At 39.5% G+C, this 14,253-nt stretch carries 15 protein-coding genes; 6 read left to right on the top strand and 9 right to left on the bottom strand.

Translation table 11 applies throughout. The features are described 5' to 3' along the window. Positions 1–32 precede the first annotated feature (32 nt). Complete coding sequence (locus JWQ34_RS14045; RefSeq protein ID WP_299358072.1) at positions 33–893, bottom strand: DMT family transporter; 861 nt, start codon at positions 891–893, stop codon at positions 33–35. A gap of 6 nt (positions 894–899) precedes the next feature. Next, positions 900–1,946, bottom strand: a complete 1,047-nt coding sequence (gene ribD / locus JWQ34_RS14050; protein WP_299358074.1) for a bifunctional diaminohydroxyphosphoribosylaminopyrimidine deaminase/5-amino-6-(5-phosphoribosylamino)uracil reductase RibD — start codon at positions 1,944–1,946, stop codon at positions 900–902. A 60-nt stretch (positions 1,947–2,006) separates the two neighbouring features. On the opposite strand from ribD, the gene prmC reads away from it, so the two are divergent. Beyond that, positions 2,007–2,873, top strand: coding sequence for a peptide chain release factor N(5)-glutamine methyltransferase (gene prmC / locus JWQ34_RS14055; protein WP_299358076.1), 867 nt, complete (start codon positions 2,007–2,009; stop codon positions 2,871–2,873). Positions 2,874–2,955: 82 nt separating this feature from the next. On the opposite strand, the gene xerD is transcribed toward prmC, so the two are convergent. Then, the gene (gene xerD / locus JWQ34_RS14060; protein ID WP_299358078.1) at positions 2,956–3,855 is read right to left on the bottom strand and encodes a site-specific tyrosine recombinase XerD; all 900 of its coding nucleotides are present in this window, start codon (positions 3,853–3,855) and stop codon (positions 2,956–2,958) included. Positions 3,856–3,895: 40 nt separating this feature from the next. Between xerD and aroQ the strand changes: the two genes are divergently transcribed. Together aroQ and JWQ34_RS14070 are read left to right on the top strand one after the other, a co-directional pair. Then, positions 3,896–4,315 (top strand): type II 3-dehydroquinate dehydratase, encoded by a 420-nt coding sequence (gene aroQ, locus JWQ34_RS14065; protein ID WP_299358080.1) that lies wholly within the window; start codon positions 3,896–3,898, stop codon positions 4,313–4,315. 86 nt (positions 4,316–4,401) lie between these two features. After that, on the top strand, positions 4,402–6,900 hold the full coding sequence (locus tag JWQ34_RS14070; protein WP_299358082.1) for a mechanosensitive ion channel domain-containing protein: 2,499 nt from the start codon (positions 4,402–4,404) through the stop codon (positions 6,898–6,900). Here the strand turns inward: JWQ34_RS14070 and JWQ34_RS14075 are convergent. Beyond that, positions 6,897–7,937, bottom strand: coding sequence for a glycosyltransferase family 2 protein (locus tag JWQ34_RS14075; protein ID WP_299358084.1), 1,041 nt, complete (start codon positions 7,935–7,937; stop codon positions 6,897–6,899). The two genes, JWQ34_RS14070 and JWQ34_RS14075, sit on opposite strands and share 4 nt — an antisense overlap. Then, positions 7,937–8,740, bottom strand: coding sequence for a lysophospholipid acyltransferase family protein (locus JWQ34_RS14080; RefSeq protein WP_367278623.1), 804 nt, complete (start codon positions 8,738–8,740; stop codon positions 7,937–7,939). Before JWQ34_RS14080 ends, JWQ34_RS14075 begins: the two co-directional genes overlap by 1 nt. A 111-nt stretch (positions 8,741–8,851) precedes the next feature. Between JWQ34_RS14080 and JWQ34_RS14085 the strand changes: the two genes are divergently transcribed. Beyond that, entirely contained in the window at positions 8,852–9,463 is a 612-nt protein-coding gene (locus JWQ34_RS14085; protein ID WP_299358088.1) for a WbqC family protein, read from the top strand. Further along, positions 9,463–10,581: a magnesium/cobalt transporter CorA gene (gene corA, locus JWQ34_RS14090; RefSeq protein ID WP_299358090.1), complete on the top strand. Its 1,119-nt coding sequence runs from the start codon at positions 9,463–9,465 to the stop codon at positions 10,579–10,581. The genes JWQ34_RS14085 and corA overlap by 1 nt, the downstream gene beginning before the upstream one ends. Before the next feature lie 67 nt (positions 10,582–10,648). On the opposite strand, the gene JWQ34_RS14095 is transcribed toward corA, so the two are convergent. The 4 genes from JWQ34_RS14095 to JWQ34_RS14110 form a co-directional block, all read right to left on the bottom strand. Beyond that, the gene (locus tag JWQ34_RS14095; RefSeq protein ID WP_299358092.1) at positions 10,649–11,716 is read right to left on the bottom strand and encodes a carboxypeptidase-like regulatory domain-containing protein; all 1,068 of its coding nucleotides are present in this window, start codon (positions 11,714–11,716) and stop codon (positions 10,649–10,651) included. Positions 11,717–11,761: 45 nt separating this feature from the next. Next, on the bottom strand, positions 11,762–12,829 hold the full coding sequence (locus tag JWQ34_RS14100; RefSeq protein ID WP_299358094.1) for a carboxypeptidase-like regulatory domain-containing protein: 1,068 nt from the start codon (positions 12,827–12,829) through the stop codon (positions 11,762–11,764). Positions 12,830–12,961: 132 nt separating this feature from the next. Continuing rightward, complete coding sequence (msrA, locus tag JWQ34_RS14105) at positions 12,962–13,606, bottom strand: peptide-methionine (S)-S-oxide reductase MsrA (RefSeq protein WP_299358097.1); 645 nt, start codon at positions 13,604–13,606, stop codon at positions 12,962–12,964. Positions 13,607–13,672: 66 nt separating this feature from the next. Further along, complete coding sequence (locus tag JWQ34_RS14110) at positions 13,673–13,915, bottom strand: DUF3820 family protein (RefSeq protein ID WP_299358100.1); 243 nt, start codon at positions 13,913–13,915, stop codon at positions 13,673–13,675. A gap of 92 nt (positions 13,916–14,007) precedes the next feature. On the opposite strand from JWQ34_RS14110, the gene JWQ34_RS14115 reads away from it, so the two are divergent. Further along, positions 14,008–14,247 carry a hypothetical protein gene (locus tag JWQ34_RS14115; RefSeq protein WP_299358102.1) on the top strand — a complete coding sequence of 80 codons (240 nt, stop codon included), beginning with the start codon at positions 14,008–14,010 and terminating at the stop codon, positions 14,245–14,247. Positions 14,248–14,253 lie beyond the last annotated feature (6 nt).

Raw genomic sequence — 14,253 nt, forward strand, 5'->3', positions numbered from 1 at the left:
CCTTCGCTACGCTCAGAATGACAACTTGTAATTTAATACGAAGCATAAGTAATCACAATAATTGATACCAGGGCCAAGAATATACCCACTTTATTAAGCGTACTCAACTTTTCTTTAAAAATGAATAAGCCAACAAACGTACCCAATACAATAACACCCATATTCATGGCGGTAAATACGGTAGAGGGTTGGTTAGCCAATGCCTGGTGTCCTTTTAAATAGAACAATATATTACCAAAATTGGCTATCCCTAATGCCCAGCCAATTAAAATATGCGGAAAAGAAAACTTTGTTTTTCCCCTGGCTATCTTGATAATTAATAGGATGAGCGAGCATATAAATGCCAGCACAAAAACTATAAAAAGCGATGTTGTATAAGGCACTGCTTTAAATGTAGCCAGTTGTTTAAACAGCACATCAATAACGCCCATGCCTACAAAAATTAACAACAAATAAAACCATGAGCCTGATGTTGCTTTGCCGCCCCTGCCCTTTTGCCACGGAATTGAACAAATTATAGCCGCGAAACCAATAGCTATACCCACTATTTTAAGCAGACTTAACGCTTCGCCAAAAATAAAATCAGCGGCCAGTATGGGTATAAATAAGGATAGCCGTTGCGCAATATCTGTTCGGACAATACCGGTAGCTCTAACAGAAATTGCCAGTACTACAAATAACACCGGTAACAATATACCCAGCGCTGCAAAGTTAAAAATGGGTGCAGCTTGCAGATTGGTTAAGTGTGGTTTAAATATTAACCAGGTTAATAAAATAGCGGTACTATAATTCCAGGTTATTGCTTGCAGCACATCAACATGATAGCGCTTGGCCAGCTTTAACATGACAGACACAATTACGCTGCAACAGATGCTGAGTAAAACGTATAGCATTGGCTATTATTTATTATATAAAATAAGCAGGTGGTCTTTTCCTGACGGAATTTCTTCGGCAATAATACCGTTAATTTTTGGTGCTTTTATGCCCTTTGCTAAAGTAGTGTTGCCGGTAAATATGCGGGCCTCGTCCCACAGGCCAGCTTCGATAAAGCTATTCAGCGTATAAGCGCCGCCCTCAATAATAATTGATTGTATATCTTGAAGGTACAATTGGTATAAAATATATTGCGGCACGTAACGATCAAAGTCTTCTAAGGCGATGTATTTATTCTTACCGTCTATAGCTGTTTTAACTTCGTTAAATATCAGCGTTTCAACAGATTGGTCAAATACCTTTAGGTTGTTTTTTAGTTCAAGCCTTCTATCAATAACAATACGTTTGGGATTTTTGCCCTCACCATAGCGTACGTTTAATTGTGGGTTGTCGGCAAGTACCGTGTTCTTTCCTACCAAAATTGCATCTTCCTGGCCCCGCCATTGGTGTACCAGCTTGCGCGATTCTAATCCGGTTATCCAGTGCTGCGTATTATCATTCGGTGCAAAAAAACCATCAGCTGTTTGCGCCCATTTTAATATGATATAGGGGCGATGCTGTTGTACCCTGGTAAAAAAGCGGCGGTTAAGCCATTTGCACTCATCCTCCAAAACACCAACCACAACCTCAATACCGGCGTCTTTTAACTTTTCAATGCCCTTACCATCTACCTGGTCAAACGGATCGCGGCAGCCGACAACTACTTTGGGTATGCGGTGTTTGATAATCAAATCAGCACAGGGCGGTGTTTTGCCGTAGTGCGCGCAGGGTTCTAACGAGACATAGATGGTAGCTTGTTTAAGCAGTTCATCAGCATTATCAAAATTGGCAAGCACCTGGTTTACCGCGTTTACTTCGGCGTGAGCCTGCCCGTATTGCCGATGGTAGCCCTCACCTATTATTTTGCCTTCATGCACAATTACAGCGCCAACCATAGGGTTAGGGCTAACTTTACCCATACCCAAAGCGGCAAGGTCCATGCAACGCTGCATATATATTTTGTGATTGGGCATGTGACAAAGATAGCGATTAGTGCTTTACAGATTAGTGTTCAAATACCTAACTTCGCTGCGATGAAAACCATTAAAGGGGTATTTACTATTTTTAAGCAAAACCTTGCAGCAATATACGATGCGCAGGAAACCGAGGCTATTACTTTAATGGTTTTAACAGAGATACTCAACTCATCAAAGGCTACTATCAAGGCTTTTCCTGAGAATGAGCTAACCCTAACTCAACAGGAAGAAGCAAACAACATACTAACCCAACTTAAAACCGGCAAACCATTACAATACGCTTTAGGCTATGCCGAGTTTTATGGCTTAAAATACTTGGTTAACCCCTCGGTACTGATACCTCGGTCCGAGACAGAAGAGTTGGTGCAGTGGGCGTTGGAATCGGTGGCGGGGGGCGGGGGGCCTGGCTCGGGATTGAATATATTAGATATTGGTACAGGTAGTGGCTGCATCGCCATTAGCTTAAAAAAGAATTTGCCTGCGGCCAATGTTTCGGCAATTGATATATCTGCAGATGCCTTGCAAACAGCTAAAGAAAACGCCAAGTTAAATGAGGTTGACATAAACTTTATTGAAGCGGATATTCTAAATATTAAATCCGAAATCGAAATTCCGAAATCCGAAATCATTATCTCCAATCCTCCTTACGTTACCCTGCTCGATAAAACGCAAATGCATACCAACGTAACCAATTTTGAGCCGCACGCCGCTTTGTTTGTCCCGGAGGATGATCCGTTGTTGTTTTATAAAGCTATAGCTGATTTTGCGGTGGGTAACCTGGAGAAAGATGGTTTATTATTTTTTGAGATCAATGAGAGTTTGGGTAAAGAAACTGTAGCGCTTTTGGAAAGTAAAGGGTTTAAAGATGTAGAGTTACGGAAGGATATGAGTGGTAGGGATAGGATGATAAGAACTACGAAATAAGGTGGCAGAATGCTGCGCGTAAAGGCCCTCACTCATGCTTCGAGTACCTCAGCATGACAGCCACGCTTGTGACTGTTGTAACCTAATTCCTAGGATGAAACTGAATAATCGTCCCCTTCAAATATTCCCTATCCAAATGGGTATAGATCTCTGTAGTAGTAATACTTTCATGCCCCAGCATTTCTTGTACGGCTCTTAAATCGGCACCCCCCTCTACCAAATGCGTAGCAAACGAATGTCTGAAAGTGTGCGGACTAATCGTCTTTTTCAACCCCACCAATGCTGCCAATTGTTTGATGACCATAAAAATATAAACCCGGCTTAACCTTGTGCCGCGGCGGTTCAGGAAAACGTAATCTTCCTCGCCTTTTTTAATGGGAGTATGTACACGCACCTGCTCTATCCATATTTTAAGCGCTTTAACTGCCGAGCCGCCTATGGGTACTAACCGCTCTTTACTGCCTTTGCCAAATACTTTTATAAATTCAATATCGAGGTAAAGGTTAGATAATTTAAGCTCTGTTAGTTCTGATACCCGTAAGCCACAACCATATAAAGTTTCCAGGATAGCTTTGTTGCGGGCGCCTTCAGGTTTGGATAAGTCTATGGCATCTATCAGTTTATTAATATCCTCATAACTTAGTGTATCCGGTAGTTTGCGGGTTATTTTGGGCGATTCCAACAGTTCAGACGGATCGCTTTTTATCATATCCTCCATCAGCATATATTTATAAAATGCTTTTACGCCTGATAGTATGCGTGCTTGTGATGATGGGATCATGCCCAGCTCATTTACCCAGGTAATAAAACTGCGCAGATCGGCCAGGACAATATTTTCGGGGTTTATTTTTGGATCTCGTGTTTCGGTATATTCATATAACCGCTCAATATCACGGGTATAAGCCTCGATGGAATTGGCCGAAAGAGATTTTTCGAGTTTTAAATACGCTTGAAAACCTTTTATTGCTGATCGCCAGTCCAATTGATTTTAGTTTTAATGTTTTATACCTAAGTTTGAACTAATGAATATACAAATTATTAATGGCCCAAATTTAAACTTACTGGGCGTACGCGAGAAATCTATTTATGGCGATAGCAGCTTTGAAACTTATTTTGCTGAGTTACAGGCCCGTTATACAAACATAATTCTTACCTACTATCAAAGTAACGTAGAGGGCGAAATTATAAACAAGCTCCATGAAGTTGGCTTTAGTTATGATGGCATTGTACTAAACGCCGGCGCATACACCCATACCTCTGTTGCCATTGCCGATGCTATCGCGGGTATTAAAACCCCGGTTATTGAGGTACATATATCAAACGTTTACAAGCGCGAAGAATTTAGGCATCATAGCATGCTGGCCGCCAGCTGCAAAGGTATTATAGCCGGTTTCGGGCTGGATAGCTACCGATTAGCTATTGAGAATTTGATAGTTAAGTAAAACTTTTTTGGTTGTAATTTGTCTCTACGATGCCAGCCACGAATACGATACCCCGAATGACAAAAGCGGTTACTTACCCCTATTAGATGCAAAGAATATTAAAGCTTAGTTTATTAATAATTATCGCGCTTTCCATTTTCAGGCAGGATGGATATGCACAGGATAAAAATTCCGTTGTACTGTCGCTAGGCAAAAAGCAACGTAAGGCGATGCACACCCGCGACTCGGTATTACATAGCTTTAACGGTGCCGATACATCTGTTGATAATCTGCTACAAAAATTAGAGCAATACAACACTACTTTTAACCAGATAAAAAATAATTTATCGGACGGATTAGATACAGCCGATATCAGCGACAAAATACCATCAATCCTAAGAAGGATCAATAAAATAAAAGAACAGGCTAACACCCATAAGGCTAGTACGCTAAGATATCTTTTTGTTTTAAGAGATGATCTTGACCATATACAGGTGCAATTGAAAGGCTGGGAAAGCGACCTGGACGCAATTAATGATAAATTGGTCCAGAACCAAAAAGACTTGGTAAAGTTTACTAAAGATCTGCTGCTGTTAAAAAATATACCATCTGACAGTGTATTGCGTATACGTTTTTTTGAACGGCGGAAAGAAGTGATCTTGTTATGGACCACAACAGACGCTATCAACCGACGCAATTTGTTTAAGATCAATTTCCTGCAAAACCGTGTAGATGTTGCCAATGCCAATGTTTTAGATGAAACAGATGTAATAGACGGAAAAGTCAAGCATTTTGCAGAGCGTGCATTCCAGGGCGAATTTGGCTATATATGGAATATTGACCCTGCCTATAATAACATTAATTCTTCGTTAATCGGCACTGTTAAATTAAACAACACACAGCTTTATTATTTTTTAAAAAAAGAAACCACTACGCATTTTATAAGCCTGGTGTTTATGGTATTATTTGTGGGTTGGATAGTTTACAACCGCGAAAAAACCAAGCGCGAAAGTGAAACCCCTGAGATAATTTTTAGCCAGGCAAATTATATCTACAAATATCCTATAATAGCATCACTACTGGTACCTATTGCCATTATCCCTTATTTTTATGACCATCCACCGGTAATATTTTTAGAGGGCTTTTTTATAACATCATTAATACTGGTGTTACTACTGGTTAAAAAAAACTTGCATCCAAATCTATTTAATGCATTGCGGCAATTGTTTTTTGTCACCCTGATTTACAGCGCAAGTAACCTGTTGATACAGATCACCAATTTAGACCGGTTTGTTATTTTGTTTTTAACTATTACGTCGACAATAATTGGTTATCGATTTAATAAAAAAGTAAATACTACCCCAGCCGATTACCCCAAAAACACCGGATTTGCATTGAAAATATTTATCGGTTTGCAAGTGCTGGCTTTAATATGCGATATATCGGGCAGGTTTAGTTTAGCCAAAATAATTGCCATAACGGCAACCTATAACTTATGGTTCTTTATTAGCCTCTACTTTGTTGTGGAGATACTAACCCAAGGATTATTACTGCAATTTCAAGCTAAAAAAAGCACAGAAGAAAGCGTTGTTAGCTGGGTAGATCATAATCTTTTACAAGTAAAATTCAGGAAAATATTGAATGTGCTTGCCACTTTGTTGTGGTTATTTTTCTTGTTCCAGAATTTAAATATTGATGATACCGCAACAGATTATGTGACTGATATTTTAATTGAATCGCATAAAGTGGGCGGTTCGTCATTTACGTTTGGTGGGTTTGTGATTTTTATTGCGGTTATATGGTTATCATCCGTACTATCAAAAATAGTTAGCTATTTTTATGATATTTCAGTACAACGGGCTGCGGATATTGACGCGCTGAAAAAGAAAAACCGCACCTCTACTCTGTTGATCAGGATAGGTGTGTTTACAATAGGATTTTTCCTGGCTGTATTTGCTTCAAATTTCCCGCTGGATAAGATAACTATCATCATTAGCGCATTTGGTATTGGCATTGGCTTTGGCCTGCAAAATATTGTAAACAACCTGGTATCGGGCTTGATACTGGCTTTTGAGAAACCGATACAGATAGGCGACATAATTGAAGTGGACAACCGGTCGGGTACTATAAAAGAAATTGGCATACGTTCCAGTAAACTGGCTACCAGTGATGGCGCCGAGGTTATTATACCTAACGGCGACCTGATATCGCACCACGTAGTTAACTGGACGTTGAGCAATGATAACCGCCGTATAGAGATAATGATTAGTGTTGCTTATGGCTCTGATATTACGAAGGTTAAAAACCTATTAAAAGACATTCTTAACGCCCGTAAGGATATTATGCCCGAACCTGAACCGCTAGTTTTCCTGCATAATTTAAACGAAAGCTCGGTTGATTTTAGGGTATTATTCTGGGCTGATGATATTACGCACTGGCTGGAATTAAAGAGTCATGTGTTAAGCGATATTTATACCGTATTTTATAAAGAGGGTATTGAGATGGCTTTCCCAAGGCAGGAAGTGAACTTTAGATTACCGGAAGGGAAAGATTTTAACGTTAATGATTTAACACCACCGGTTAATCCTGACAATAAAATTAATTAATAAAACCGCTTGGTATCCAGATTAGTAAACTTTCTTAGTTTCTTTACAAAGAAGGCCCACATAATGCTGCCGTGATACATGCCGGTTAGTTTAGGATTATATTTTTTTAATTCAGAACTTGAGGCATGGCTCCCCTTCTCAAAAATATGGCGGATAAAATATTGATGCGCGCGGCTAACGGCCCAGGCGTCTTTGCGTTTACCTTCGGTTAAAAAGCGTAGCAGTGCTGCAAAATCAAGCACGTAACGGAACATGATCACAATAAAACCTTTCCAAAACGGCAGGTTTTTTTTGATGAGTAAAAGATTGTTCCTGAAATTTAAATAGGTTTTAAACGGATTTTCAGTAGTCAACGTGCCACCACCTAAATGGAATATTTCTGATTGGGCGCAGTACATTACTTTGTAGCCGCTGTTCTTTAATCGCCAGCAAAGATCTATTTCTTCCATGTGCGCAAAAAAGCGTTCATCAAAACCTTCGGCTTCATCCCAATATTTCTTTTTGATGAACATGGATGCACCCGATGCCCAAAACACCTCGCCCGATTGCTCATACTGGCCTTGATCCTGCTCTATCTCATTAACAATGCGCCCACGGCAAAACGGGTAGCCAAAACTATCAATAAAACCACCCGCGGCACCTGCATGCTCAAAGCTATCCTTTTGGTTATAGGCTTTTATTTTAGGCGCGGAAACGGCAATTAATGGATCGCTCTCCATTAAAGATATTACGGGCTCAATCCATCCGGGGTTAACTTCAACGTCCGAATTTAAAAGGATATAATAATCAGCCTCCACCTGTGCCAATACGCGATTGTAACCACCTGTAAAGCCATAGTTAGCATCGTTTTTAATAATACGGATAGTTGGGTAGTTTGCTTTAATAAAGTCGACAGAATCATCAGTCGAGGCATTATCGCCCACTACAATATCTAAATTGGGCCAAACAGAACTTAATACCGATGGCAAAAACTGACGCAGGTGCTTAACCCCGTTCCAGTTTAAAATTACAATAGCAACTTTAGGATGCGTGTTCATTAATTTACATCCTCGGGTTTAAATTTCCATCTGCGGTGCGACCATAGCCAGTATTGCGGTTCTTTTTTTATCAAGGCATCTAAATATTTAACATGTGCTTCTGTAATTTCGTACTCGGCACTCTCTTTAGCGTTTTCAACCAATGGCACTATGGTGTAGGTATAATAGCCGCGTTTAACGCGTTTCATATCATAAAATATAACTGCCGAGTCTATTAATCTAGCAATCTTCTCGATCCCTAAAAATACAGCAGTTGGTTGGTTTAAAAAATCAGTAAAATAATTACTTTGCTCGCGTACCGGGGTTTGGTCGCCGGCAAAAACGGTTACGGTAAACTCGTTTTTATGAGCAACCATGGTTCGTAAAGTTTGTTTCATGGCCACTGCAACTGCCCCAAAACGCGACCTGATCTTAATGAAAAAATTATCGTAAACATCATCAGTTAAAGGTTTGTAAATTACAAATAACCGGGTATCAATACTAAATTCCATACCCGCCCACTCCCAATTACAGTAATGGCCGGCGACAGCAGTAACGCTTTTACCTGCTGCCTGATAATTTTGCACAACTTCGGGGTTAGTACAAATCACCCGGCGCTGCATTTCGGCTTTTGATATGGTGATCATTTTTATAGTTTCAACTATCAGATCGGCCAGGTATTTAAAGTATTTTTTTTCGATATCGGCACGCTCTGCTACTAATTTTTCGGGGAAAGCATTTTGTAAGTTTTCCTGCACAACCTTGCGCCTATAACCAACTATGTAGTAAAGAATAACGAATAAGAAATCGGAAATTAAGTACAAAATCCAAAAGGGTAATAAAGAAATTAGGTACAAAAAGAAGATACCTAATCTTGAAAGCCCTTTTTTTATCATTATTTTCGTTGAGTTTTATCTGCAAACATAATAAAATATATGATTGAAAAAGGCGCTGTATTACCCATGTTCTACCTTCCGCCAGTGGCTTATTTTACAAACCTTAACGCCCACAAGCCTGATATACTGATAGAAAGCCATGAACATTTCCCCAAACAAACCTACCGTAACCGGGCAAATATTTGTTCGCCTGATGGTATGCTGTCGCTTACTGTGCCTGTAGTTAAGGGATCAAAAATGCATACCAACGTAAAAGATGTAAAAATAAGTTATGATTTTAAATGGCAGCGCAGCCATTGGATGGGTTTAGAAACTTGTTATCGCCGGTCGGCTTATTTTGAATATTATGAGGATGATTTTGCGCCATTCTATAAAAAGCAATTTACTTATCTATTTGATTATAATGAGCAATTGCTGCAAATGCTGTTAAAATTCATTAAGATACAATTGCCGCTGCAATACACCGAAGCTTATGAGGCCGAATATCCAACACTAAATGATTATCGTGATGCCATCAGCACGAAAAAGGAATATCAATTTGAACAAAAGCCCTACTTTCAGGTTTTTGAAGAGCGTAACGGATTTATTAAAAACCTGAGCATTGTTGACCTGTTATTTAACCAGGGCCCGCAAACCATAAATTATTTATAATGAGCCATATTAAAAGAGTACGTTATAAAACCCGCAAACAAACAGTTGGCGAGCGCCCCGGGGCCATCAATATCCCCGATGACGCACTTAAACCCATCATAGCTGTATATTCTTACAACGAACATGAGCTGATAACTGCCGAAGGGCACGATATAAAGGTTATACTTAGTCAGTTTAAAAAATGCACCGATCATACCCATTGGATACAGATTAAGGGTTTGGGTGATGTTGGATTAATAGAAGACATCGGCACGCATCTTAAAATTAACCCGTTAGTTTTAGAAGATATTGTTAACACCCACCAACGGCCCAAGTTTGATGAGTATGACGATTATGTTTTTAGCGTAAGCAGGCAGATTTATTTTAACGAGGAGAATGAATTATGTAATAACCAGTTCTCTGCACTGGTAAAAACCAACCTCATCATCAGTTTTGAGGAAACTCATGCCGAGCATTTTGAGGGTGTAAAGACCCGATTAGCAGGCGGAAAAGGCGCTATACGCACCGCGGGGCCGGGTTATATGTGCTATGCTTTATCAGACACCATTATAGATACTTACTTTGTATTGCTGGCTAAAATTGGCGATGAGTTGGATACCATCGAGGACCGCCTATACACCAATGCCGATAAGAGCATTATGTTTGATACCCAGCAGTTAAAACGTACGCTAATTATATTACGCCGTATAACCTGGCCCGAGCGCGATAAGATCAATGATATTTTACGCACCGAAAACCCGCTGGTTACTGCCGAGGTTAAAATGTTTTTGCGCGATGCCTACGACCATTGCATACAGGTAATGGACCTGATAGAAAACTACAAAGAAATAGCCAGCAGTGTAATTGACCTGTACCTATCAATGGTAAGCAACCGTATGAACGAGATCATGAAGGTACTGACCATAATATCGGTAATATTTATTCCACTAACGTTTGTAGCCGGTATTTATGGGATGAATTTTGCCCGTGTAGACCCTATTACAAATAAACAAATGCCCGATAATTTACCCGAACTATACTCGCCGCATGGCTATTATTTTGCATTGGGCGGCATGGCTATGATAGCCATTATACAGGTTATTGTGTTTTGGAAAAAGGGATGGTTTACTAAGTTGTAAACTCCCCCCTTCCCAACCTCCCCAAAGGGATGAGCTTTTAAAAAAAGTCTCCCCTACCGGGGGAGATTTAGAGGGGGCTATACTCCAGCGGCAACTGGTCTGCCAGTCTTTTGCGGCCCCAAAAGCCTTGTATTAACAGCGATTTATAATCGGCATAACTACCACGGCGATCTATTTGCGAGTCGACCAAAAATATAGAACCGGTTGCATCGAGATCGCTCAGCCTTAAATTCTGTACGTGGCCCAGCAGCTTATCTTCTTTAGCAGCCTTCTTTTTATCATAAAGAATATAAAATCTGACTTGCGATTTAAAAATCATAAAATTGTTGTCGAGGCGTTTAACCAATTGCTCAGCAATAATTGGTATCGATTCGATATAAATAGGAAACGAAGAAGTAGTTATCTTATAAATTAAAAACCCTTCCTGGCGCGATTTATTAGCATAAACAGATCTTAAATAATGCATTAAAGAGCCATCATAGGCGGCTTTCCGATTTTTGGCCCATAATAACTTTTGTTCCGGCGTGCCATCCAGTTGTTCAAAAATACAATCGCCGTCATACAAGGTTACATCAAGGGCGCTATTATAACTAAAGCTTTTAAGCAGATATTTTATTTTATAACCTAAATTATCATTCTGGATAACCAAAAACCCAGGCGTAGTGGCATTTAATACATTTTTTGTGGTTGAAAATTCCAGTACTTCCGGGTTTAATATTTTGCAGGCTTTGGCATTTGCCGACTCACCTAAAAAATATTTGGTAAACGTTTTTATATGATTTTTAAGTTGTTTTACATCGCCAACATTAACCGCATTTAAAACTATCTGCTTTTCGCCTAATACTACCTCTACATTGTCTTCTGATTTATCGCCTATAATTATATTTTGTTTAACCGATCCATAACCTAATAAATTAACCACCAACTGGTAAGTGCCCGATTCGATTTTAGAAAAGCCAAAACGACCTTGTAAATTGGAAGATGTGGCTTTTTCTGAACCCGCTAAAAATATAGTAGCTCCTGACAGCAATTCGCCCTTTGAATTTTTAATTGTACCGCCAACTGTAAATGTTTGTTGCGCGTAAATATTTAATTGAAGCAGGACTAAGACAAATAATGCAAGGATATTTTTCATTAGAAATTTAGGGTTTTTGGTAGACTTAGCGTGAAGATAAAATATTTAATCGGGTTTATATTCAAAGGGTAATTGATGGGATACTCCAAATACCGGCCAGTACCCAAAAGTATTGTTGTAGGTATAGTCGGTTATACTACCCCTGCTGTCAACTTTGGCTATGAGCTTTAACAGGGAGAAATTTTGGGGTAGACCAAATAATGTAAGATACATCTTAGGCGGTTTATCACTTATTACATCCGGTCGTGTCGCTTTTTCTTTGTCATAAACTATCATTATCCTCGGCTCGGTATTTACGTTGACAAAATTGTTATCAATACGTGTCACAAATTGCTGCGGATCCGAGGGATTACGTTCAATAATCAAACTCTTATCTGTTGTTAACTTATATACCAAAAAACCCTCTTTACGCGTAGTACCTGCATATAATGACCTAAAAAAATGCATTTTAGAATCCTCATAAGCTATTTTCCTGTTTTTGTTCCAGATCTGCTGCTGCTCAACACTTCCTGTTAAAGGTTCAAAAGTGCTCTCGCCATCAAAAAAATGACCTTTGCTTGAATTGTGGCTAATAAATTTTTTAAGCAAATATTTTATACGATAACCCAAAAATTGATTTTCTATTATCAGGAAATCATCAGTAGCAGCGATTAACGTACTATCTGTATGACGAAACTTTACAATTTCGGGGTTAAGTACCCAGCACAATTTGGGGTTGTTTCTTATACCCAGGAAATATTTTGTAAACTTTTTAAGGTCTTTTTCTGATTGTTTTTTATCACCAATAACAACCTCGTTCAAAACAATTTCTTTATCGGTAAGCACAAGGTCAACGGTTTCTGTGCGGTCTTTTATAGTAACGGCTTGCTTTACCGAATTATAGCCCAGCATATTAACCACCAATAAATAATTGCCTGGATTAACGCCTTTAAAACTAAAATCGCCGTCGGCGTTGGTCGTTGTTATTTTTTCTGTCCCGGCAATAAATACTGTGGCCGATTGGATTTTTTCGCCCTTGGTGTTTTTTACAATTCCGCTTATGGCGTAGGTAGTCTGTGCATGGGTATCTACACGAAGAATTAAAACAGTTAACAGGGCCAGAAAATATTTCATTATAAATGTTTAGGCTTTATTGGTTTATACAGCGTGAAGATAAAAATATTAACCCCACATTAACAAGTCCCGGTAAACAAAAAGCCACCTTACTTGATGTTGTAAGATGGCTTTTTAATTAATATGATGTCTTTATTTCTGGAACTCGGGCTTTAAAAAAGCTTTTTCAATGGCACGCATTTTCATAACCTTGGGTACAGATACCGTTTGTATGTATCCGCTTTCGGGATGCAGTTTATAATATCCCTGGTGATATTTCTCGGCTGCGTAAAAAACAGTAAATGGTACTACCTGGGTTACTATCGGCGCATTGTAATGGTGCGATTCGTTAATTCTTTTTATAAGGCCCTGTAAAGTCGCTTTTTCCTCAGGCGTACGATAAAACGCTACCGAACGATAATCGGTACCCTCGTCCGGTCCCTGGTAATTTAGTTCAGTCGGGTTATGCGCGTAAAAGAAAGCCTCGGCCAGTTTTTCATAGCTTATAACCTTAGGATCATAGTACACCTGCGCAGTTTCGGCATGGCCGGTTGTGCGGGTACAAACTTCGTCATAAGTTGGGTTTTTAGTGGTTCCACCGGCAAAACCGGCAACTACCTGGTCAACACCTTTAAGCTCGGACATTGCTTCGCTCATGGCCCAAAAACAGCCTCCGGCAAAGGTGGCAACTGCCTGGCCTGGTTTAGCAGCAGGTACTTTTGCTATGGCATGATCCTGGCCATTAGCGCATCCCCAAACAAATACGCTAAATAAGATATACAGAATTGATCTTTTCATAATTATTAATAGGTTTTAACAAATATACGCGGTGACTTGTTTTTTGGATGGTCATCCGCCGGTCATTTACCTTTGGGTCTTTAGCGTAGTTTTAACCAGTGTAAGTATGCTGTTTAACCCGTTGATCTTGATCTCATAAACACTTGATAGCATCATGCCTAACTTACCCGGCGGGAAACCTTTATTTTTAAACCATTCCAGGTAATACACGGGTAATTCGCTTATAAAAGTGCCTTTGTATTTACCAAACGGCATTTTAGTTTGAATAATATCTATTAATACTTTCGAGTCGGGCTTAATTGGCTCCATGTGGTAAAGATAAAATATTAGTTTGTTAAACATTATCAAGATTGACAAACACAATCAGAAAAGAGCTGTTGTACAAGTACACAAAACATATCATGGAACCACAATTTAAAGCAACATTAACGGGTACAGAAGGCCCGGTTGAAGGAATTATTAAACACGTAACCCACGGCGGTTTAAAAAGAGCATACCAGTTTGATGCGATAGACGACACCCTGCACTTAGTTATTGCGCCTGACGAGAATGGTAACTGGCAGAAAGTTGCCGGTATTGAACCCTATCTTTTTGGCTGGGTTGATGAAATGGCCGAGCAGATAGTTAAATTGCATACGTAAAGGTAA

It is taken from the genome of Mucilaginibacter sp. (assembly GCF_028288185.1).
GTDB lineage: Bacteria > Bacteroidota > Bacteroidia > Sphingobacteriales > Sphingobacteriaceae > Mucilaginibacter.